This is a genomic window from Cupriavidus sp. 05N38, assembly GCF_056397345.1.
In genome coordinates this window covers 412295-432934 of record NZ_JBFTNF010000002.1, presented here as the reverse complement: position 1 = coordinate 432934, position 20640 = coordinate 412295, and the positions used below count along the sequence as shown (strand labels likewise).

Sequence of the window (20640 nt, the reverse complement as noted above, 5' to 3'; positions counted from 1 at the left end):
CCCGCGGCCGCAGCCTCGCAAAAGGAGACCCCAGCATGAACGAACATCCCGAAGGCCATGCCGGCGCGGCGGCGATCTCGGTGCGGACCGCCGAGATCGCGGTCGCGCTGCTGATCGCCCTGGGCGCGGTGGTGGTGATGGTGAGCAACTACCGCATCGGTGCCGGCTGGGCGCCCGACGGCCCGGAGGCCGGGTATTTCCCGCTGCGCATCGGCGCCATTATCTTCGTGTCCTGCCTGGCGGTGCTGTGGCAGGCATGGCGCATGGACGGCGGCGGCGCCCCCTTCGTTACCTGGCCGCAGCTGCGCCAGGTCGGCGTGATCGTGGTGCCGCTGACCGTGTACGTCGGGCTGATCGCCGTGCTTGGCATCTATGTGGCGTCGGCCGTCTTCATCGCGGGGTTCATGGTGGCCATCGGCAAGTTCGCCTGGTGGCGGGCGGTGCTGGCCGGCGTGGCGATCAACGTGGTGCTGTTCTGGGTCTTCGAGATGCAGTTCCGCGTGCCGCTGCCCAAGGGCCCGCTCGAAGCGGCGTTCGGTTTCTGAAGAGGCGGCCATGGAAGAACTCAACTCACTGATGGGCGGCTTCGCCGTGGCGATGTCGTGGCACAACGTCGGGCTGATGCTGGTCGGCATCCTGCTCGGCATCGTGGTGGGCGTGCTGCCCGGCCTGGGCGGCCCCAACGGCGTGGCCATCCTGCTGCCGCTGACCTTCAGCATGGAGCCCACCTCGGCCATCATCATGCTGTCGTGCATCTACTGGGGCGCGCTGTTCGGCGGCGCCATCACCTCCATTCTCTTCAATATTCCCGGCGAGGCCTGGTCCGTGGCGACCACTTTCGACGGCTACCCGATGGCGCAGCAGGGCCAGGCCGGGCGTGCGCTGACATCGGCCTTCACCGGCTCCTTCGTCGGTGCGCTGGTGGGCGTGCTGCTGATCACCTTCCTCGCGCCGATGGTGGCGAAGTTCGCGCTGCGCTTCGGCCCGCCTGAGTTCTTCGCGGTCTACTTCCTCACCTTCTGCAGCTTCATCGGCATGGGCAAGGAAAGCAAGCCCAAGATCCTGATCGCGATGTGCGTGGGCTTTGCGCTGGCGGCGGTGGGCATGGACACGGTTTCCGGCACGCTGCGCATGACCTTCGGCTCCACCGAGCTGCTGCGGGGCTTCGATTTCCTGGTGGTGGTGATCGGCCTGTTCGGCATCAGCGAGATCCTGATGACGATGGAAGAAGGCATCGCGTTCCGCGGCAAGCGCGCCAACATCGACCTCAAGGTGGTGCTCAAGACCTGGGCCGAGCTGCCGCGCTACTGGCTGACGCTGCTGCGCTCGTCGGTGATCGGGTGCTGGCTGGGGGTGACGCCCGGCGGCGCCACCGCCGCGTCCTTCATGGGCTACGGCGTGGCCAAGCGCTTCGCGCGCGACCCCGACAGCTTCGGCAAGGGCAATGTGGAGGGCGTGATCGCGCCGGAATCGGCCGCGCACGCGGCCGGCACCAGCGCGCTGCTGCCGATGCTGGCGCTGGGCATTCCCGGCTCCGCCACCGCCGCGGTGCTGCTGGGCGGCCTGATGATCTGGGGGCTGCAGCCGGGGCCGCTCCTGTTCACCGAGCAGAAGACCTTCGTGTGGGGCCTGATCGCCAGCATGTACCTGGGCAATATCGCCGGGCTGCTGGTGGTGCTGTCCACGGTACCGCTGTTCGCCGCCATCCTGCGCATTCCGTTCGCCATCATCGCGCCGCTGATCCTGGTGGTCTGCGCCATCGGCGCCTTCACCGTGCACAACGCCATGTTCGATGTCTGGCTGATGCTGATCTTCGGCGTGGTGGGCTATGTGCTCAAGAAGCTCGACTATCCGCTGGCGCCGCTGGTGCTGGCCCTGGTGCTGGGCGACCGCGCCGAGGACGCATTCCGCCAGACCATGCTGATCTCCTCCGGCAGCATGGAGGTGTTCTGGTCCAACGGGCTGGTCGGCACCATCATGGCGCTGGCGGTGACCAGCCTGGTGTGGCCGCTGATCGGCGGCCTGCGCCAGCGCCGCCGCGCGCTGGCCTGAGCCGAAGAGGGAGACCCCGCATGAACGAAATCCCGAACGCAGCCACCACCGGCGAAGCGCCGCTCCTGCTCGAACGCGACGGCGCCGTCGCCACCGTGGTGCTCAACCGCCCGGCCAAGCTCAATGCGTTGACGCTGGCGATGTGGCAGCAGCTTGGTGACGCCTTTCGCACCCTGTCCGCCGATATGTCGGTGCGCTGCGTGGTGGTGCGCGGCGCCGGCGAGCGCGCCTTCTCGCCCGGCAACGATATCTCCGAGTTCGCCACGGCCCGCTCCAACAAGGCGCAGGCCATTGCTTACGGCCGCGTGATGCACGCCACCGCGCAGGCCATCCTCGACTGCCCGCACCCGGTGGTGGCGCAGATCCACGGCATCTGCGTGGGCGGCGGGCTGGAAGTGGCGGCCATGGCCGATATCCGCATCTGCGGCGCGGGCAGCCGCTTCGGCGCGCCGATCAAGAACCTCGGCCTGGTGATGGCGCATGCCGAGATGGCGCCGCTGATCCGCCTGGTGGGCGAGGCGCGCACGCTGGAGATCCTGTTCGAAGGCCGCATCATCGGCGCCGACGAAGCCCTCGGCATGGGCCTGGTGTCGCGCGTGGTGGCGGACGCCGAGGTGGCCGCCGAGACGCGCGCCACCGCCGCGCGCATCGCCGCCGGAGCGCCGCTGGTGGCGCGCTGGCACAAGAAGTTCGCGCGCCAGCTGGCAGCCGGCAAGACGCTGGACGCGCGCGAGCTGGACGAAGCCTTCGACTGCTTCGATACCGGGGATTTCCGCACCGGCTTCCAGTCCTTCCTCGCCAAGGAAACCCCGCGGTTCAGCGGCAGCTAGGCCCCGACGGAGCGCACCCGCGATGCAGGATACCAACGCATTTCCCCGCCCCGGCGCTCTTTCCGGCATGCGCGTGCTGGAGCTGGCGCAGATCATGGCCGGCCCCACCTGCGGCATGATGCTGGCCGATCTCGGCGCCGAGGTGATCAAGATCGAGAAGACCGACGGCGGCGATGACGCGCGCGGCTACCGCGAGCCGCAGATCAACGGTGTCTCCGCGCCCTTCCTGATGCTCAACCGCAACAAGCGCGCCATTGCGCTGGACCTGAAGCAGCCCGAGGGCCGCGAGGTCTTCCTGCGCATGGTGAAAGATGCCGACGTGGTGATCGAGAACTTCCGCAAGGGCACGATGGAAAAGCTCGGCCTCGGCTACGACACGCTCTCGCGGCATAACCCGGGCCTGATCTACTGCGCCATCTCCGGCTACGGGCGCAGCGGCCCCGCCGCGGACAAGGGCGGCTTCGATCTGATCGCGCAGGGCTTCGCCGGCCTGATGAGCATCACGGGCGAGGAGGGCGGGCCGCCGCTGCGCACCGGCAACTCCATCGCCGATATCAACGCCGGCATCCTGGCCGCCTTCGGCATCCTCGCCGCCTGCCAGCACAAGCAGAAGACCGGACGCGGCCAGGTGGTCGAAACCTCGCTGATCGAGGCCGGCCTGCAGCAGCTCTACTGGCACGCCGCCATCCATTTCGCCACCGGCGAATCGCCGGGGCCGAGCGGCTCGGCGCATATCCTCGCCACGCCTTACCAGGCCTTCCCGACGCAGGACGGCCATATCATCGTCGGCGGCGCCAACGAGAAAAACTGGGAACGCATCGCGCAGGTGCTGGGCAAGCCCGAGTGGCTGGACGACCCGCGCTACCGCCTGAATGCCGACCGCATGCGCCACCGCGACAGCCTGCTGCCTGCCATGGCCGGGATCCTCTGCGGCCGGCCGTCGGCGCACTGGCTGGCCGAGTTCGACCGCGCGGGAGTGCCGGCGGGGCCGGTGCATTCGATCGGCGAGGCGCTCGCCCACCCGCAGACGCTGGCGCGCGGCATGGTGGTCGAGCAGCAGCATGCGGTGGCCGGCGCGATCAAGACGCTGGGGTTGCCGGTGCAGTTGTCGGAGACGCCCGCGCAATACGTGCGGCCCGCGCCAGGCCTGGGCGAACACACGCGCGAGCTGCTGGCCGAATATGGCTACGGCGAAGCCGAGATCGAAAGCATGCGGGAGACGGGCGCCGTGCGGTGAGGATGGCGCCGCCGGCGCCTATCCCACGTACCAGAAAATGCTCGCGAACTGGCAGGCGCTGCCCGCCAGCACGAACAGGTGCCAGATCCCGTGGAAATGGCGCACCTTCTCGTCGAACAGGAAGAAGCCGATGCCCGCCGTGTAGAGCGCGCCGCCGGCCACCAGCCAGTACAGGCCCGCGGCCGGCAGCGCCGCCACCAGCGGCCCGAACGCGAACAGCACCAGCCATCCCATCAGAACGTAGATCAGCAGCGAGAAGATGCGCGTGCGCTTGCCGATCCACAACTCCTGCGCAATGCCGATCAGCGCCAGCCCCCAGTTCACCCCGAACAGCGTCCAGCCCCACGGCCCGCGCAGCGTCACCAGCGCGAACGGCGTGTAGCTGCCGGCGATCAGCAGGTAGATGGCGCAGTAGTCCAGCCGCCGCAGCACGTCCTTGGGGCGGCCGCGCAGGCTGTGGTAGAGCGTGGAGATGGTGTAGAGGAACACCAGCGTGCTGCCGTAGACCACCGAGCTGACGACCTTCCAGGCATCGTGGTACAGGGCGGAGGAGGTAACGAGGACGGCCGTGCCGGCGGCCGCGAGGACGGCGCCGGCGAGGTGGCTGTAACCGTTGAAGCGTTCTCCGTGGTACATGGGCGTGGCTTCTCCTGTGTCTGGCCGCCCGGGTGGCATCGTGAAACGATTTCCCGGGCGATTGCGTCAGGGGACGTTGCCGCCGCAGCGCTGCTGCGGTGCAATAGGCCGTATTCTTGCACGGATCACCGGTCTGCAGAACCCTGCCGGGCCGCAGGGTCTTTCCGGGGCGGCGGCCCGCCCCGGTGATTCAGGCCTGGCTCAGCGCCGTTCGCCTTGTGCGTAGACGCGTTCGCCGGCCACCCACGTCTGCAGCACGCGGGTCTTCCAGATCTCGCCCGGCGCGACCTTGAACAGGTCCTGGTCGACCAGGATGAAATCGGCCCACTTGCCCGGCTCCAGCGAGCCCAGCGTCTTCTCCTGGTGTTCCGCGTAGGCGGCGTCCAGCGTGAAGGCGCGGAAGGCCTGGGTCAGCGTCATCGCTTCTTCCGGGTGCCAGCCCTTGATCGGGCGGCCCTGGTGGTCCGTGCGCGTCACCGCAGCGTGCAGGCCGTAGAAGGGGTTGGCGGATTCCACCGGGAAGTCCGAGCCGCCGGCGATCACCGTGCCTTGCCTGAGCATGGTCTGCCACGCATAGGCGCCCTTGATGCGTTCCTGGCCGATGCGGTCCTCGGCCATGTTCATGTCGCTGGTCGCATGGGTGGGCTGCATCGAGGCGATCAGGTCGAGCTTCTTGAAGCGCGGGATGTCCGGCAGCGACACGACTTGCGCGTGCTCGATGCGGTTGCGCAGTTCGCGGCCGCCGACTTCCTTGTAGGCCACTTCGAGCGCGTCCAGCACCTGGTGGTTGGTGGCATCGCCGATGGCGTGCACATTGACCTGGTAGCCGGCCTTGATGGCGGTCTTGACGGCTGCCTGCATGGCGGCGTCGCTCATGAACAGCAGGCCGCTGTGCACGTGGTCGTCCGAGTAGGGCGCCATCAGGGCCGCGCCGCGGCTGCCCAGCGCGCCGTCGCCGTACAGCTTGACGGCGCGCAGGTAGTAGCGGTCGTTGCCATAGCCCGAGAGCGGGCCCTTGGCCGAGAGCGCCTTGAAGTCGTCGCCGGTGTCGCGGATCATGCCGTAGATGCGCGTGGTCAGCTTGCCCTGGTCGGCGAACTCGCGGTAGATGCGGTCCTCCTGCGCGGTCACGCCAGCGTCGCCCGCCGCGGTCAGGCCGAGCGCGTTCATATGCGCGAGCGCGGCGGCCAGCGCGGCGCGGCGGTCGTCGTCGGAGTAAGGCGGGATCACGTTGTTGACCAGCGCCATCGCCTTGTCGACCAGCACGCCGGTGGGATTGCCGTTGGCGTCGCGCTCGATGCGCCCGCCTGCCGGGTCCTTGGTGTCGCGCGTGATGCCGGCGGCCTGCATCGCCCTGGTATTGAGCCACGCGGCGTGGCCATCCACGCGCACCAGGCGCGCGGGGCGGTCGGAGACGGCGGCGTCCAGTTCGGCCGCGGTGGGAAAGCGGCCCAGCTTCCAGTTGACCTGGTTCCAGCCATAGCCCAGCAACCACTTGCGTTGCGGGTTGCTGACGCCATAGGCGCGGATGATGCCTTGCGCTTCCTGCAGGTCCCTGGTTTCCGACAGCGAGATCTCGGTGGTCTTGAAGCCCAGGCGGAACACATGGCCGTGCGCGTCGATCAGGCCCGGCAGCAAGGTCTTGCCCTGGCCGTCGATGCGCTTCGCATCGGGATACTGCGCACGCAACGCGGCGGCGTCACCGGTGGCCAGCACCTTGCCCTGGTCGAACACAAGGCCGGTGAAGCTGGCGACCTGGTCGTTCTTCAGCGTGTAGCCCTGCACGGATTCGACCAGGCTGGGCGCGGCGTGGGCCGACAGCGCGAGGCCGGCGGCCAGCGCCAGCAGGCTCTTGTGGATTGCGTGTTTCAAATCAACTCTCCTTGTTGTTGTGGTACAGCGCTTTGGTTTTCTTATGGGCTCTCAGGATGACTGCTTGGTGCTCTTTATTCGGCCGTCGCCGCAGCGGGAAGGGCGGGGCCGCCCGCCTCGCTTCGCGCAGGTGGCAGCGGCGGGAATTTCATGTCGGCATAGCGTACGAAATGCGTCTTGCGCACGATGCGATAGCCCAGCCAGATCGCGAGGAAGATCGGGATGCCGATATAGGTGGCGGTCACCGCCACCCAGTCGATCTTGCCGTCGGTGAAGGCCTGGTAGTTCTGCCCCAGCGTGACGACCAGGCACAGCCCGAAGGCGAACAGCGGGCCGTACGGGAAAAATGGCGAGCGATAAGGCAGGCGCGACAGGTCCAGCCCCTGTGCCACGAAGCCGCGGCGGAAGCGGTAGTGGCTCACCGCAATGCCCAGCCAGGCGATGAAGCCCGTCATGCCCGACAGGTTGAGCAGCCACAGGTAGACCGACTTGCTCTCGAACAGCGAGGTCAGGAAGCACAGCGCGCCCACCGCGGTGGTGGCCAGCAGCGCCGCCAGCGGCACGCCGTTGCGCGTGAGCCGCGCGAAGATGCGCGGCGCGCGGCCTTCGGTGGCGAGGTTGTAGAGCATGCGGGTGGAGGCGTACATGCCGGAGTTGCCGGCGGACACCACCGCCGTCAGGATCACCGCATTCATCACCCCGGCGGCGAAGGCGAGGCCCGCATGGCGGAACACCAGCGTGAACGGGCTCACGCCCACCGTTTCCACGTCGTTCTTGAGCAGGCTCGGGTCGGTGTAGGGAATCAGGATGCCGATGATCAGGATCGCCAGCACGTAGAACAGCAGGATGCGCCAGAACACCTGGCGCACGGCGCGCGGGATGTTCTTCGCCGGATCGGCCGATTCGCCCGCGGCCACGCCGATCAGCTCCGTGCCCTGGAACGAGAAGCCGGCGATCATGGCCACGCCGATCATGGCGGGCAGCCCGCCGACGAAGGGCGCATCGCCCGCGGTCAGGTTCTGCAGGCCGACCGGCAGGCCACCGCCGTCGCCGCGCAGGATGCCGAAGATCATCAGCACGCCAATGACGATAAAGGCGATCACCGTCACCACCTTGACCAGCGCGCACCAGTATTCGGCCTCGCCGAAGCCGCGCACCGAGATGGCATTGAGCAGGAACATCACGCCAAGGAACAGCGCGCTCCACAGCAGGCCGGGCGTATCGGGGAACCAGTACAGCATCACCAGTTGCGCCGCCGCCAGCTCCACCGCGATGGTCACCGCCCAGTTGTACCAGTAGTTCCAGCCCAGCGCGAAGCCGAAGCCTTCGTCCACGTAGAGCGCGCCGTAGGTGGCGAACGAGCCCGACACCGGCATATAGGCCGCCAGCTCGCCCAGGCTGGTCATGAGGAAGTACACCATGGCGCCGATCAGCACATACGCCGCCAGCGCGCCGCCCGGGCCCGCCTGCGCGATGGTGGCCCCGGAGGCGACGAACAGGCCGGTGCCGATCGAGCCGCCGATCGCGATCATGGTGAGGTGGCGCGCGCGCAAGGTGCGGCGCAGGGCGGGCGGAGCGGTGCCGGTGGCGGGAGGCTCGATGGTCATGGGCGAGAGGGGTTGGGGCAGGAGGGCCGGGCCTGCCGGCACCGCCCGCATTCGCCGGCGGTGCCGGCGTGCGACCCAGCCCGGCTGGCATGCCGCGTACAGGCATGCAATACATTCACCGGCTGGTACATACGGCGGCATCATAAGAGAAAACGCGGCGCGGCGGAAGCGGTCGCGCACCGCGATGGGGCATGGTTCCGTGCGTGCCGGGTCGCGCGCGGGAAGCCATGTTTTGCGATCGTGCATTGCAGCATGGCTAGAATCGGGGTTTGACTTCGCGCAGGCGCGGCCCTGCCGGCAGCGCTGCCAAGCCGTATTCGGACTAATCCTCATGACCCTGCCCTTCAACGATAGTTATCTGCTGCACATCGGGCTGAGCCTTGCCATCGTGCTCGCCGGCATGGTGGCGGTGAAGTTCGTCAACCGCTTCTTCCAGTCGCGCCAGCTCGCCGACAAGGACAACCGCGGCAGCTACCGCACCTGGACGGTGGCCTCGCGCAACGCGGTCGCGGCGGTGGTGTTCCTGCTGCTGCTCGGCATCTGGGTGTCCGAGCTCAAGAGCGTGGCGATCTCGCTGACCGCCTTCGCGGTGGCGCTGGTGATCGGCGGCAAGGAACTGGTGATGTGTTTCCTGGGCGCCTTCCTGCGCATGATGGCGCGCCCGTTCCAGCTCGGCGACATCGTGGAGATCGGGCCATATTCCGGCGAGGTGGTGGACATGGACGCGCTCACCACCACGCTGGTGGAGATCGCCGGCACGCGGCAGTTCACCGGGTCCACGGTGCAGATCCCCAACAGCACGCTGCTGACCTCGGCCGTGCGCAACCATTCGCAAGCCGGCAAGTACACGCTGGATACCCTGCGACTGCCGTTGCCGGAGAAATGCGACCCGGACCGCGTCGAGGCCGACCTGATCGCCATCACCGAGCAGGTCTGCGCGCCGTTCCTGGCCGAGGCCCGGCACAGCCTGCAGGAGTACGGCGGCTCGCGCTTCCTCGATCTCTCGCAGTTCGAGCCGCGCGTGCTGTTCGAGGCCGTGGCCGCGGACAAGCTCGACGCGCTGGTGCGCTTCCCGGTGCCGGTGGCCTCGCGCCTGTCGGTCGGGCAGCAGATCCTGCGGCAGTATCACCGCCAGCGCGGCGAGGCGGCTGCGGCCGCGGCCGCAGCCGCGACGCCCGCCACAGCGGCAGCGGCGACCCCTGCCGCCTCTGCCACCTGACGAGGGCCGGCCGGACGGCTTCACCGAATCCCGTTTCGGCTGTATGGTAGCCCTTGCTGCGCGAGGCGCCGCATGCGCATTCGAACCCTGTCGGACAACGAGGAGACCCATGAAAGCCGCCGTCATGCATCAACCCAAGACCCCGCTCGTGATCGAAGACGTCGCCATCGGCAAGCCCGGCCCGCGCGAGGTGCTGCTGCGCACGGCCGCGGTGGGCGTGTGCCATTCGGACCTGCATTTCCTGGACGGCGCCTATCCCTTCCCCACGCCGGTGGTGCTGGGCCACGAGGCCGCCGGCATTGTCGAGCAGGTGGGTTCGGAGGTGCGCACGGTCAAGCCCGGCGATCATGTGATCACCTGCCTGTCGGCCTATTGCGGCCATTGCGAGCACTGCCTGACCGGCCACTTGTCGCTATGCGTGGAGCCCGACACCAGGCGCCGCGAGGGCGAGGAGCCGCGCCTGCTGGCCAAAGGCGCGCCGATGAACCAGTTCCTCAACCTGTCGGCCTTCGCCGAGCAGATGCTGATCCATGAGCATGCGCTGGTGGCGATCCGCCCCGAGATGCCGCTGGACCGCGCCGCGCTGATCGGCTGCGCCGTGACCACCGGCGTGGGCGCGGTGGTGCATACCGCGCGCGTGCAGCCCGGCGAGACCGTGGCCGTGATCGGCTGCGGCGGCATCGGCCTGGCCACCATCAACGGGGCGGCCATCGCCGGCGCGGGCCGCATCATCGCAATCGACCGCGTGCCGGGCAAGCTGGAGCTGGCGAAACAGTTCGGCGCGACCGACGTGGTCAACGCGGCGGATACCGATGCGGTGGAAGCCGTGCGCGCGCTCACGCGCGGCGGCGTGCATCACGCCTTCGAGGCCATCGGCCTCAAGCAGACCGCCGAGCAGGCCTTCTCGATGCTGCGCCGGGGCGGCACCGCCACCGTGATCGGCATGATCGCGCCGGGCGTGAAGATCGAGATCAAGGGCACCGATTTCCTGGCCGAGAAGCGCATCCAGGGCTCGATGATGGGTTCCAACCGCTTCCCGGTGGACATGCCGCGGCTGGTGGACTTCTACCTCTCGGGCAAGCTCAGGCTGGACGAACTGATCTCGCGCCGCATGCCGCTGGAGAACATCAACGAAGCCTTCGACGAACTGCGCCGCGGCGAACTCGCGCGCTCGGTGATCATGTTCGAGCACTGAGCGCGGCGCGCCGAACCGGCAAAAGGAAAGGGCGGGCTCCGCCGTCCCGGGCTCGCCTAGCGTTGCGGCTGGCTCGCCGCTGCCGCTTCGGCCGCGCGGCGCACCGCCTGCGGGTAGCGGATGGTGAAGAGCACCGCGCCGCCCATGGCGGCCAGGCTGACCGCCACGTCGACCCACAGCGGGATCGCGCTCACATACTCGGCGGCCGCGTCGGCGGCCACCAGCACGGCCAGGGCCACCGCCCACACCAGCGTGATGTGGCGGTTCACCGCCAGGAAGCGGGGCGAGTCCCACAGCTCCGGCGCGACCCGTTCGCGCGCATATTGCAGCGTGAACGGCTTGCCGATCGCCAGCGAGATCACGATGATGGCCAGCAGGCCGCCATCGACCGCCAGCCGCACCGTGGCTATCGTCCAGCTTGGCGCGGCCACCAGCGTATAGGCCAGCAGCAGCCCGAACAGCACCAGCGTGCCAAGCTCCAGCACCTTGAGCGATTCGCCCCGCCGCCACATGCGTGCGCACAGGAACAGCGAGACCGCGAGGGCGGCGGCCAGTCCCGCCAGTGGCGAGACGCGGCGCGTGGCGATGAAGAAGGCGATGAACGGGGCGAAACCAGTCAGAATTCCCATGCTGTTCTCCTTGGGGATCTTGCGGCCCGATGGTTGCCCGGCCGCGTGGCAATGAAAGTGTCCGCAGGCGCGGCGGCGGTTCAGTCGGCGCCGAGCCAGTTGCCGTGGAAGCCGAACGGGACGCGGTGCGACAACTGCACCGTGGCCACCGGGCCGTCGGCGATGGCGCCGGCCTCGTAGACCACCATGTCGCTGCGGTTCTCCGCGCCGCGGAAGACCGTGGCGATCAGCCAGCCGTCGCCTTCGGCGCTGTCGGCCGCGCGCGGCACGAATACCGGCTCGGAGACCGCGTCGCCCTCGTCGAGCACGTGCACCGTGCGCTTGCCGCTGCGCAGGTCGATATGGGCCAGGCCGTCATAGCTGCCCCGCGCGCTGCTTTCGTGCTGGCGAAACGCGAAGTAGCCGTGGCGGTAGGGCAGGGTGGCGAAGCGCTCGTCGAAGCGCGGGAACTCGCCCGCCATGTCGTCCAGGTATTCGCGCGTGAAGGTGTCCGAGTTGCCGGCCATGTCGAAGGTCCAGCGGCACAAGCGCGCGCGTGCGCCGTCGGCGTTGGGGTTGAACAGCGGTGCGGTGTCGTACTGCATCACGTCGGCGATGATCCTGTTGCCGGATTCCCATGCATTCATCACGTGGAAGACGTAGCACGCTTCGCCGCGGAACCAGCGCATCCTGGCCACGCCGCCCTGGCGCGGCATGATGCCGATATGCGAGCCCTTCTCCGGCTCCCACGCATAGGCCGGTTCGCCGCGCATGGCGCGCTCCATGCTGCCGGTCACCGGCAGGATGGGAAACAGCACGTGGTTCTGCGTCACCATGAAATCGTGGACCATGCTCGGATATGGCGCCTCGAAGCGTTCCAGGCGCTGGAGCTGGCCGGCACGGTCCACCACGCCGTAGCGCAGGGAGGGCGTGAAGGGGCCGTCGGCCGAGTAGGCGAAGAACACCATCTCGCCGGTGACCGGGTCCACCTTGGGGTGCGCGGTCATGGGACCCGTCAGCTTGCCGCCGTAGTCCACGTCGCCGCGCGTGGCCAGCGTCTCGCGGTCCAGCTCCACCGGCAGGTCGGCTTCTTCCAGTGCCAGCAGGCGCGCGCCATGCCACAGGATATTGGTGTTGGCCACGCCGTCGTTCTGGCCCGCCACCGCGGGGTCGGTGGTGGCCGGATTGCCCCAGCTGCCGAACAGGGCGCCGCCGGCGGCCTGTTCGCGCTGGAACTTGTTGGTGCGCACCCAGCGGTTGCGGTAGCGCACGCGCCCGTCCTCGATATGGAAGGCATGCACCATGCCGTCGCCGATGAACCAGTGGTAGAAGGCATCGCGCGGCGCGAACTGCGGGTTGGGTCCGTTGCGGTAGAGCGTGCCGCGCAGCGCGCGCGGCAATTCGCCCAGCACTGGCAGGTCGGGCGCGTCGCACTCCATCAGGATGGGGGCGAAATTGCCGCTGAGATAGGGCGAAGGCGGGAACGGCTTGCTCATGTCGTGCTCCTTTTCCTGGTCTGCTGCCGGGCCGGTTCCGGTTCGGCGGTGGGGGTGGCTTGGGGTTTGGCTTGGGGTTTGGCTTCGGGTTTGGCTTCGGGGGCGGCTTCGGGGGCGGCTTCGGATGTGGCGGCCGGCGTGTGCGCGGCGGGCGCGCTGGCCGGGCCGGCCACCGGCATGCGCATGCCTTGTCCCAGCAGGCGCATCATCTCGGCGTGGATGACGCGGTAGCCGGGTTCGTCCGGCAGCTTGCCGGCCAGGCGCAACATCACCAGGCCGTGGATCGAGGCCCAGATCACGTAGCTCAGCACATGCGGGTCGCCGTGGATCAGGCCGCGCTCGGCCATGCCTTCCAGGTGGGCGCTCATGGTGCGGCGCGCCCGCGACCCGGCGCGCTCCAGTTCCGGATAGCGCGCATCGCCCGGCTGGGTCAGTTCGAACATCAGCCGGTAGGCATTGGGCTCGGCGAAGGCGAAATCCAGGTAAGCCTGGCCTACCGCGCGCGCCCGGTCGCGCGGCTCGGCGGCGCTGGCGCCCGCGCCGGCGGCCTCCAGCGCGGCGGCGAAGCGATCGAATGCCGCGGTGCGCACTGCGGCCAGGATGTCGTCCTTGTCGCGGAAATAGCGGTACGGCGTCATCGGGCTGCAGCCCAGTTCATCCGCGAGCTGGCGCATGCTGACGCTGGCCACGCCGCCTTCGGCGAAGCGCCGTTCGGCCACTGCGCAAAGGCGTGCCTTGAAAGCGTCGATTTCGTCCTGGGTCAGGTTTTTTGCCATGGTTCGGGTGGCGCGGATACGGGGTGGATACGCAGCAAAGCGCGGCAAAGTGATTCACGAGCCTGGCCGGCCGGTGTGCCGGGCAGCGATGATTTACAGTGTATATTTACGTTGTAAATTATCAAGGCATTTTTTGCCGGGGGTGTTTCTTCCCCTCCGCGGACACTGCCCGCCGCCCATGCCATTGTTCGCCCTGTGGGACAATGGCTCCGGCGCCGGCAGGTGCGCGACGAGGCGACAGGAACGACGCATGAAGACGATCGAATGGAAGGACTGGGAGATTTTCTGCCGGGTGGTGGAGGGTGCCGGCTTCACCCGGGGCGCAGAACTGGCCGACGTGCCGAAATCCTCCGCCAGTGCCGCCGTGGCGCGGCTCGAAGTGCAGCTCGGCGTACGCCTGTTCGAGCGCACCACGCGCCGCGTGCGCGTGACCGAGCGCGGCCAGCAGCTCTACGACCGCGTCGCGCCGCTCTTCTCCGAGTTGCGCGAGATCAGCGCCGAGGCCGCATCCGTCAGCGAACAGGTCAGTGGCACGCTGCGCATCTCCACGCCCTACGAAGTGGGCTCGCTGCACCTGTCGCCCGTCATCACGCGGCTGTTGCGCCTGCATCCCGAGCTGCGCGTGGAAGTGGACGTGACCTGGGACCAGCCTGATCTCGTCGAGCGCGGCTACGACCTGGCCTTCGTCATGACCGATACCGGCCTGCACGACAGCTCGTTCGCCAGCAAGCGCGTGGTGCTGATCGAACGGGGCTTCTTTGCGTCGCCCTCGCTGATCCGCGCGCGTGGCCTGCCCCGCACGCCGCAGGACCTGGTCTGCTGGCCCATACTGGGCAATGCCGAAGACCGCCGCTGGGAGTTCCTGCGTGACGGCAGCGAGGTCGCGAGCCTGCCGGTGGAGCCGCGCATGCGCACGCAGAGTGCGGAGCTCCGCCTCAAGGCCGCGCTGGACGGGCTGGGCGTGGCGCGCCTGTCGCCGCGTTACGTACAGGACGAGCTCGATCAGGGGCGGGTGGTGCGGGTGTTGCCCGCCTATACGACATCACCGCTGAAGGTGTTCGTGCTGATGCCGGCGCGCAAGCTGATGCCGGCCAGTGTGCGTGTGTTCCTCGATGTGCTGGAGGATACGCTGGGCCGGATCGATCCCCGGCTGTCGCCGCCCAAGGGGTGAGCCCTCAGTACGGCTGATCTCCGGCGCGGATATCGAGCCCGAGCATTTCCGCCGCGCTCGTCATCTCCTCGTCATCCTCGCCGCGGGCAATCCATCCGGCATAGGCATCCCCATCGGTATTCCAGTTCCACAGCGTGATGCCCGCCATCCGCAATTGCTCGGTCGCCAGCTCCATCAGTTCGGGAACGGTGGCCTTCTCGAGGAAGTCCTCGTCCTCCGGATCCTCGACGCCCCAGTCGATCTCGATGTCCAGCCGTGCGCACAGTTCGTCCAGGCAACTGATAAAGGACGCGCAATCCTTCCAGTCGACATAGAAGCCGGATTCCCAGTCGATCACGTCCTTGAGCAGCCACAGCAGTTCCTGGCCTGCGATCTCGTCCGCGTCGTCGGCGTTGGCGAGCGCCTCGTCGAACAGCTTTTGCTGTTTCTCGGCCATGGCCGCGTCGCCGAGGTTGATCAGTTCGATCAGGCGCCAGAGTGTCTCGCGCGCTTCGTCAGTCAGTCCATCGCTCATCGCATCTACCTCCTTTGCTGCGGTCTTGGTGTGGTCGGAAGAATCATTGGCCCGGTGGCTCGCCGGGGCTCAGCCGGCGATGCGCCAGATCTCGCGCTGGCCCAGCGGTGTCACGCGCAGGGCGCGCGAGGCCGACGTGGGTTCGATCCACCGCTGGTCCATCAGGCTTTGCAGCAGCGCGGCGCCGAGCGCGCCGCCGAGATGGGGCTTGCGCTCGCTCCAGTCGGGGCAGGTGCAGGCGAACTGGCGGCGCTTGCGCCTGGCCATCTCCAGGTCGATGCCAAGTTGCGCCATGCCTTGCGTTCCGCTCGCGGTGAGCTCCACCGCATTGCCGGCCACCGCGATCCAGCTGGCGCGCGCCATGCGCTCGAACAGGGCGACGGCAAGCTCGCCGGCCAGGTGGTCGTAGCAGGTGCGGGCCTGGCGCAGCGCCGCCGGCGCGGTACGCGACGTGGGCACTGCGCGCGCGCGCGTCGGACGGCTGGCCAGCGACGCGCTGGCCAGCGCTTCGATGGCCACGCCGATCTCCGGCGTGGCGAGGCGATAGTAGCGATTGCGCCCGCGCGTCTGCACCGCCAGCAGGCCTCCTTCGCTCAGGCGCGCGAGGTGACCGCTGGTGGACGAAGCCGAGAGGCCGGCAATGGCGGCAAGTTCGCCCGCGGGCCGCGCGCTGCCGTCCATCAGGGCCCACAGCATGGCGGCGCGCCCCGGGTCCGCCAGCAGGCCGGCGAGCTGGCTGATGCTGGGAGCGTATTCCATAGTTCATCCTGCAGTGAAACGACGATCGTAGTATAGGTCGGATTGAGGGTGAGCTGAGCTGCTACTTCTGCGATGAGTAAGCTGGGAATGGCCAGGGCGGAAGTACGAGGTGGCCATCGCCTTCGGCGCACTTCGTCCTGTCTCCGACCTGTCACGCTCGAGTTGACCTGTACCGCAGCGCTACGCCCGTTCGAGAGGGACTGCCTTGACACCCGGATCAGCCACTCGGCCATCGTGTCGGCCAGGCGCAAACACCCACGGCATTGTCGCTTCCGACGCAACTCTGAGTCGAGGCGCGGGCCGTTATTCATTTGCATCGACCGGCCTAGAGTGAGCACGTTCTGGACTACTTCAAATGAGCCAACTCTATGTCTTCTTTGTTCGATCCGTACGATCTTGGACCGTTTCGCCTCAAGAACCGTGTTGTCATGGCACCAATGGAGCGCTCGCGCGCGCGCAACGCGGACTGGGCGCCGCAGCTCGACACGGCCCGCTATTTTGCGCAGCGCGCGGGCGCCGGTCTCATTGTCACTGGCAGCATCTCCATCAGCGAATGGGCTCGCACCTGGGCGTTCGAGCCCGGCCTGTACACCCCGGCCCAGATCAAAGCCTGGCGCCATGTAACCGGAGCGGTTCATGATCATGGCGGGGTGATCTTCGGGCAGATCAGGCATGGTGGCCGCGCAAGTCACGTTTCACATCAGCCGAATCGCCAGCGCACAGTCAGCTCCACCGACACTGGGGCGACGAAAGCGATTTCGATGGCGTTCGACGAAAATGGCCAACCGGCCTTTCTGTTGCAAGGCAGGCCTCGCGCGTTGCGCACTGAGGAGGTGTCCCAGATCGTCGGCGAGTTTGCCCAGGCCTCGCGCAATGCTCGCGAAGGTGGATTCGACGGCATCGAGATCCACGGTGCCAACGGTTATCTTCATGATCAGTTCATCAATGGAGCGCTTAACACCCGCGACGACCGGTACGGCGGCTCGATCGGGAATCGTCTTCGCTTCACGCTTGAGACGGTCGATGCGGTCGTCAACGCCATCGGTGGCGAGCGTACTGGCATCCGCCTGTCGCCCTTTGGCCGCTACAACGAAATGCCGGCTTTCGATGACGAGGCCGAGACGTACCTGACGCTTGCGTCCGAGCTTTCGGCGCGCGGCATCGCCTATGTGCACATCAGCGACCAGACCCGATGGGCCGACGACGTCGCCATTCCCGAACATTTTCTACGGGCGTTCCGCGGCGCCTTTCGGGGACCCGTGATCCTCGCCGGCGGCTATCTGCGGGATAGTGGACAGGCAGCTGTCGATTCGGGAGAGGCTGATCTGATTGCGATCGGAAAGCCCTTCATCGCGAATCCCGACCTGATCAAGCGCCTGCGCAACGGCTGGCCGCTCAATGAATGGGATGAGGATACGTTCTATACGGCGGGAGCCCGGGGCTACACGGACTACGGGGTCTACGAGTAGGACCACGTCGTATCTCCCGCCCTGAAGTTCCTTCCCGCAATCTGGTGAACGCGGCGAGCAGACAGGGATTCGCCGTTGTCCGACCGCTGGAGCGTGGCGTGGCTCGTCAACTTCGGTCACACGAGGTAAGCGGCTTATCGCCCGGGCGCCGCTACCGGAAATTGACGCGCGCGGTCGAGCAGGGCATCGACGATAACGCGAACCTTCGCCGGCAACGCGGGTGTCCGGGCCCACAACAGGTTGATTGGCACCTCGCTGCCCGACATCCTGTCGAGCACGGTGACAAGATGGCCGCTTCTGATGTCATCCTGTGCCATCCATAGCGGGAGCTGACCGAGCCCATGTCCCGACTTGATCGCCGCCAGCACCATCTCGAAGTCGCACACCCTATGCTTGATCGGTACGGTATGCGGAACGACTGAGCCGTCAGGCTGTTTGAGCAACCAGGCCATGCGACGCGGGGAATTCCAGCTGGCAATGCAATCGTGACGGGCAAGGTCGGCCGCATGCTGGGGCGCGCCACGCGCAGCGACATACGCCGGCGATCCACAAATGACTATTTGTTGCACGCCCAGCCTTCGAGCGACCAGATCGGTAGAGTCGCCTGGTTCGCCAATACGCACTGCGAGATCGATGCCCTCATCGATCAGATCGACCAGCCGGTCGGTGAAACTGACGTTGAGTTGCAAGGCAGGACATCGGGCCGCCACCTCGAGCAAGACCGGCATCACGTATAGCCGGCCGAACGCGGTCGGGAGGTCGATTCGAACCTGACCTGCCGGGCTGTTCTGCGCGACCTTCAGAATGTCCTCGCCTCGTTGTAGTTCATCCAGCGCGGCCGCGCAATGTTCTAGCCACGCTTCGCCATGGGACGTCAGCGTAAGACGACGCGTCGTGCGGTGAAGTAACTTCGCATCAAGTCGTGCCTCAAGGCGCGAAACCGCGCGAGCGACTGCGGACTTCGTCAGGCCAAGCTCGTCGGCCGCAGAAGTAAAGGAACCCAGTCGCGCTACCGCCACGAACTCTGCGATGCCATCGAACTGCAGGCTGGTAGGAAAATCAGAAGGCATATATCGTGTCCAAGCCGACGGTGCTTTCGAGCTTCGTATGTTCGGGCAGCAACGGCAGCGTCCGAAGACGTTTCGTAGCCGCAGGCAGTTGAAGTAACAAAGCGTGTGAGGCGAAGCTCGCTCACGACGCTGCGCCGCGATTCTTCAGCGCTCAGAGGCCTTGAGATGGTGAAGTCGTGTTCGCTCCAATGTTACACAATGAGTTCGGGGGCAGGCTCGCTAATCAGCGCATTGCCAGTGAGCGGTTGAAGCCCCAACCCATCTGATACATCCTTGGACCGAATCCTGAAGGTCGGTTTCGAGACGTAAGCGATCATCGGTCTCCTACCCTGTCGCTCGAATCTTGATCATGCGAGGAGTCTCTCGAGGCTCGAAGGTCGAAACTGTCCGACGACGGACTCAGCCAACCCAGTGGTCCGTCGGCGTTTTCGATCCATTCGACAAGTTCGACCCGACAAATCTCCATGTTTTTTTCTCCTCCCAAGGATGCTTGATTTGCCGGAGCGGAAACGGTTGGCGCGCGATTCCGGTTACGGCTGCGTACCAGAGCGGCTTAGTACTTTGTTTCTGGATTCACCTTCTGGCGGGTCTTCTCGTGTGATAGCGACCCCGTGCGGCCAGACTACGACGTCGTCATAGGCGTAGAGGCGGCAATTGGTGAAGCGCATTTCCCGGCAGCGTGCCATGGCTTTGTCGATGGCGTTCGAGTTGTTGGTCCAGAAGGCATAGTGTCCGCCATCGGCCAGCACGAATGCTTTAGGTGCCTTGCGTTCACGATAGGTTGCGTAGCCTTTGCGTGCGCGCATATAGGGCACGGCATCGACATTGGCAGCGTCAGCATAGCCGGTGGCCGCGGGAAGAGAGGCTTCGACGTGCGCTAGTCCACCACCCGTTGTCGGAATGCTGACAATCGAGTTTTCACCCATGCGTACCAGGATGACTTCAGGGTAGTCATAAGCCGCGCCCGAGGCGGTGTCCACGGCGACGCCAATCGCGCCACCTCCACCGAATAGTATGTTCCCGAAGGCCATGGCTTTTGTCGTCGACTTCACTGTGGCCAGGCCCGGCTCTTGCCCGTCCTTGTCGCACCGCACGTTGATATCGCCATAGGCTCTATTGATGGTGACCGTGCCCGGAGTGGTGACGTAGTAAGTCCCCTTGCTATTGGTCAGCTTGCATTTCGCACCGGCATGCGGCTGATCATTGTCACGGGTTTCCACGGAAACCACCTGGTTGGTGCCGCTTACGATGGACGCGCAGCCTGCAAAAAGGCTGCTCGCATAAACAAGAGCGATGGTGATGGCTCGCATGTTTTCCCTGAAATTTTGTTTTTTTAATTTAGATTGATTCGCAATATACCCGCGGAGAATTACAGCATTGATTCCCGGCAACGAATACCCCCCGGATTTCGTAATGTATCTGGCAAAAGACAGGCAGATTAGACGTGAATGTTTGGGGTTTAAAGAGGCTGCTCGGCGGAGCGATTCCATCAAGCTGTTGCGTTGACCGGTTGAATCCGCAACCCACAACGGCATTTCAACATTCGCGTTAGCGGACGGCCACGGCGGCCCGTGCGGGTTCCACCGGTCTGGCGGCGGTGAAGCGGGCAAAAAAACCTGGCGACAATGCGAGCGATCCGGCTCGTAAGCCGCGTGACTATGGAAATGCGAAACAAGCAGTTGGCCGTGCGCGGCATCGTTTTTATACTCAGCACTCACCGGCATTGAGTGCTGATTGCAAACATCGCGGTGTCACCGCGGTGTGCTCATCTGCCGATTCGATTCGATCCGATTCGACCTGTTACCACTCCCTGCATTTCATTTCCCTGGAGCCAGCATGAGCCTTCGTCCCCTGCACGATCGTGTCCTCGTCAAACGGTCCGACAACGAGACCCGCACCGCATCCGGCATCGTGATTCCTGACAGTGCCGCCGAGAAGCCCGACCAGGGCGAAGTCGTCGCCGTCGGCCCCGGCCGCCGCAACGAGGCCGGCGAACGCATCACGCCGGACCTGCGCCTGGGCGATCGCGTGCTGTTCGGCAAGTACGCCGGCCAGGGCGTCAAGGTGGACGGAGAGGAACTGCTGGTGCTGCGCGAGGAAGACGTCGTCGCCGTGGTCGAGCGCTGAAG

19 protein-coding genes are annotated in these 20640 nt (G+C 66.5%); 9 read left to right on the top strand and 10 right to left on the bottom strand.

Annotated features, from left to right (window positions below; genetic code table 11):
• Positions 1–35 precede the first annotated feature (35 nt).
• The 4 genes from AC1DK4_RS02935 to AC1DK4_RS02920 are packed head-to-tail and all read left to right on the top strand — an operon-like array spanning position 36 to position 4119.
• The gene (locus AC1DK4_RS02935; protein WP_441611859.1) at positions 36–545 is read left to right on the top strand and encodes a tripartite tricarboxylate transporter TctB family protein; all 510 of its coding nucleotides are present in this window, start codon (positions 36–38) and stop codon (positions 543–545) included.
• 10 nt (positions 546–555) lie between these two features.
• Entirely contained in the window at positions 556–2052 is a 1497-nt protein-coding gene (locus AC1DK4_RS02930; protein ID WP_441611860.1) for a tripartite tricarboxylate transporter permease, read from the top strand.
• Between the two features lie 20 nt (positions 2053–2072).
• The gene (locus AC1DK4_RS02925) at positions 2073–2882 is read left to right on the top strand and encodes an enoyl-CoA hydratase/isomerase family protein (RefSeq protein WP_441611861.1); all 810 of its coding nucleotides are present in this window, start codon (positions 2073–2075) and stop codon (positions 2880–2882) included.
• Positions 2883–2904: 22 nt separating this feature from the next.
• Complete coding sequence (locus AC1DK4_RS02920) at positions 2905–4119, top strand: CaiB/BaiF CoA transferase family protein (protein WP_441611862.1); 1215 nt, start codon at positions 2905–2907, stop codon at positions 4117–4119.
• 18 nt (positions 4120–4137) lie between these two features.
• On the opposite strand, the gene trhA is transcribed toward AC1DK4_RS02920, so the two are convergent.
• From trhA to AC1DK4_RS02905, 3 genes are all read right to left on the bottom strand, one after another.
• Positions 4138–4755 (bottom strand): PAQR family membrane homeostasis protein TrhA, encoded by a 618-nt coding sequence (gene trhA, locus AC1DK4_RS02915; RefSeq protein ID WP_441611863.1) that lies wholly within the window; start codon positions 4753–4755, stop codon positions 4138–4140.
• 201 nt (positions 4756–4956) lie between these two features.
• A complete protein-coding gene (locus tag AC1DK4_RS02910) occupies positions 4957–6627 on the bottom strand; it encodes an amidohydrolase (RefSeq protein WP_441611865.1) in 1671 nt (556 codons plus the stop codon).
• Positions 6628–6701: 74 nt separating this feature from the next.
• A complete protein-coding gene (locus AC1DK4_RS02905; protein WP_441611866.1) occupies positions 6702–8234 on the bottom strand; it encodes an amino acid permease in 1533 nt (510 codons plus the stop codon).
• A 331-nt stretch (positions 8235–8565) separates the two neighbouring features.
• On the opposite strand from AC1DK4_RS02905, the gene AC1DK4_RS02900 reads away from it, so the two are divergent.
• Both AC1DK4_RS02900 and AC1DK4_RS02895 read left to right on the top strand, forming a co-directional pair.
• Positions 8566–9453, top strand: a complete 888-nt coding sequence (locus AC1DK4_RS02900) for a mechanosensitive ion channel family protein (protein ID WP_441611867.1) — start codon at positions 8566–8568, stop codon at positions 9451–9453.
• A 109-nt stretch (positions 9454–9562) separates the two neighbouring features.
• Entirely contained in the window at positions 9563–10648 is a 1086-nt protein-coding gene (locus tag AC1DK4_RS02895; protein WP_441611868.1) for a Zn-dependent alcohol dehydrogenase, read from the top strand.
• Positions 10649–10704: 56 nt separating this feature from the next.
• Here the strand turns inward: AC1DK4_RS02895 and AC1DK4_RS02890 are convergent, their stop codons facing one another.
• The 3 genes from AC1DK4_RS02890 to AC1DK4_RS02880 all read right to left on the bottom strand — a co-directional run bounded on the left by AC1DK4_RS02890 (position 10705) and on the right by AC1DK4_RS02880 (position 13528).
• Positions 10705–11277 (bottom strand): hypothetical protein, encoded by a 573-nt coding sequence (locus AC1DK4_RS02890; protein WP_441611869.1) that lies wholly within the window; start codon positions 11275–11277, stop codon positions 10705–10707.
• 80 nt (positions 11278–11357) lie between these two features.
• On the bottom strand, positions 11358–12752 hold the full coding sequence (locus AC1DK4_RS02885) for a carotenoid oxygenase family protein (protein ID WP_441611870.1): 1395 nt from the start codon (positions 12750–12752) through the stop codon (positions 11358–11360).
• Positions 12749–13528, bottom strand: a complete 780-nt coding sequence (locus AC1DK4_RS02880; protein WP_441611871.1) for a TetR/AcrR family transcriptional regulator — start codon at positions 13526–13528, stop codon at positions 12749–12751. The genes AC1DK4_RS02885 and AC1DK4_RS02880 overlap by 4 nt, the downstream gene beginning before the upstream one ends.
• Before the next feature lie 250 nt (positions 13529–13778).
• On the opposite strand from AC1DK4_RS02880, the gene AC1DK4_RS02875 reads away from it, so the two are divergent.
• On the top strand, positions 13779–14699 hold the full coding sequence (locus tag AC1DK4_RS02875; RefSeq protein ID WP_441611872.1) for a LysR family transcriptional regulator: 921 nt from the start codon (positions 13779–13781) through the stop codon (positions 14697–14699).
• A 4-nt stretch (positions 14700–14703) separates the two neighbouring features.
• On the opposite strand, the gene AC1DK4_RS02870 is transcribed toward AC1DK4_RS02875, so the two are convergent.
• On the bottom strand, positions 14704–15213 hold the full coding sequence (locus AC1DK4_RS02870) for a DUF6630 family protein (protein WP_441611873.1): 510 nt from the start codon (positions 15211–15213) through the stop codon (positions 14704–14706).
• Positions 15214–15282: 69 nt separating this feature from the next.
• Positions 15283–15972, bottom strand: a complete 690-nt coding sequence (locus AC1DK4_RS02865; RefSeq protein WP_441611874.1) for an ArsR/SmtB family transcription factor — start codon at positions 15970–15972, stop codon at positions 15283–15285.
• A 368-nt stretch (positions 15973–16340) separates the two neighbouring features.
• Here AC1DK4_RS02865 and AC1DK4_RS02860 point away from each other — a divergent pair, with 368 nt between their 5' ends.
• Complete coding sequence (locus tag AC1DK4_RS02860) at positions 16341–17441, top strand: alkene reductase (RefSeq protein ID WP_441611875.1); 1101 nt, start codon at positions 16341–16343, stop codon at positions 17439–17441.
• Between the two features lie 134 nt (positions 17442–17575).
• Here the strand turns inward: AC1DK4_RS02860 and AC1DK4_RS02855 are convergent, their stop codons facing one another.
• On the bottom strand, positions 17576–18511 hold the full coding sequence (locus AC1DK4_RS02855; RefSeq protein WP_441611876.1) for a LysR family transcriptional regulator: 936 nt from the start codon (positions 18509–18511) through the stop codon (positions 17576–17578).
• 530 nt (positions 18512–19041) lie between these two features.
• Positions 19042–20235: a hypothetical protein gene (locus tag AC1DK4_RS02850; RefSeq protein WP_441611877.1), complete on the bottom strand. Its 1194-nt coding sequence runs from the start codon at positions 20233–20235 to the stop codon at positions 19042–19044.
• Positions 20236–20347: 112 nt separating this feature from the next.
• On the opposite strand from AC1DK4_RS02850, the gene AC1DK4_RS02845 reads away from it, so the two are divergent.
• On the top strand, positions 20348–20638 hold the full coding sequence (locus AC1DK4_RS02845) for a co-chaperone GroES (RefSeq protein WP_441611878.1): 291 nt from the start codon (positions 20348–20350) through the stop codon (positions 20636–20638).
• The last annotated feature ends 2 nt before the right edge of the window (positions 20639–20640 follow it).

Excerpts from the sequence above, each read along its gene's own strand:
- AC1DK4_RS02935 (WP_441611859.1), top strand. The coding sequence starts at position 36 with ATGAACGAACATCCCGAAGGCCATGCCGGCGCGGCGGCGATCTCGGTG.
- AC1DK4_RS02930 (WP_441611860.1), top strand. The coding sequence starts at position 556 with ATGGAAGAACTCAACTCACTGATGGGCGGCTTCGCCGTGGCGATGTCG.
- AC1DK4_RS02925 (WP_441611861.1), top strand. The coding sequence starts at position 2,073 with ATGAACGAAATCCCGAACGCAGCCACCACCGGCGAAGCGCCGCTCCTG.
- AC1DK4_RS02920 (WP_441611862.1), top strand. The coding sequence starts at position 2,905 with ATGCAGGATACCAACGCATTTCCCCGCCCCGGCGCTCTTTCCGGCATG.
- trhA (WP_441611863.1), bottom strand. The coding sequence starts at position 4,755 with ATGTACCACGGAGAACGCTTCAACGGTTACAGCCACCTCGCCGGCGCC.
- AC1DK4_RS02905 (WP_441611866.1), bottom strand. The coding sequence starts at position 8,234 with ATGACCATCGAGCCTCCCGCCACCGGCACCGCTCCGCCCGCCCTGCGC.
- AC1DK4_RS02900 (WP_441611867.1), top strand. The coding sequence starts at position 8,566 with ATGACCCTGCCCTTCAACGATAGTTATCTGCTGCACATCGGGCTGAGC.
- AC1DK4_RS02895 (WP_441611868.1), top strand. The coding sequence starts at position 9,563 with ATGAAAGCCGCCGTCATGCATCAACCCAAGACCCCGCTCGTGATCGAA.
- AC1DK4_RS02890 (WP_441611869.1), bottom strand. The coding sequence starts at position 11,277 with ATGGGAATTCTGACTGGTTTCGCCCCGTTCATCGCCTTCTTCATCGCC.
- AC1DK4_RS02885 (WP_441611870.1), bottom strand. The coding sequence starts at position 12,752 with ATGAGCAAGCCGTTCCCGCCTTCGCCCTATCTCAGCGGCAATTTCGCC.
- AC1DK4_RS02880 (WP_441611871.1), bottom strand. The coding sequence starts at position 13,528 with ATGGCAAAAAACCTGACCCAGGACGAAATCGACGCTTTCAAGGCACGC.
- AC1DK4_RS02875 (WP_441611872.1), top strand. The coding sequence starts at position 13,779 with ATGAAGACGATCGAATGGAAGGACTGGGAGATTTTCTGCCGGGTGGTG.
- AC1DK4_RS02870 (WP_441611873.1), bottom strand. The coding sequence starts at position 15,213 with ATGAGCGATGGACTGACTGACGAAGCGCGCGAGACACTCTGGCGCCTG.
- AC1DK4_RS02865 (WP_441611874.1), bottom strand. The coding sequence starts at position 15,972 with ATGGAATACGCTCCCAGCATCAGCCAGCTCGCCGGCCTGCTGGCGGAC.
- AC1DK4_RS02860 (WP_441611875.1), top strand. The coding sequence starts at position 16,341 with ATGTCTTCTTTGTTCGATCCGTACGATCTTGGACCGTTTCGCCTCAAG.
- AC1DK4_RS02855 (WP_441611876.1), bottom strand. The coding sequence starts at position 18,511 with ATGCCTTCTGATTTTCCTACCAGCCTGCAGTTCGATGGCATCGCAGAG.
- AC1DK4_RS02850 (WP_441611877.1), bottom strand. The coding sequence starts at position 20,235 with ATGCCGGTGAGTGCTGAGTATAAAAACGATGCCGCGCACGGCCAACTG.
- AC1DK4_RS02845 (WP_441611878.1), top strand. The coding sequence starts at position 20,348 with ATGAGCCTTCGTCCCCTGCACGATCGTGTCCTCGTCAAACGGTCCGAC.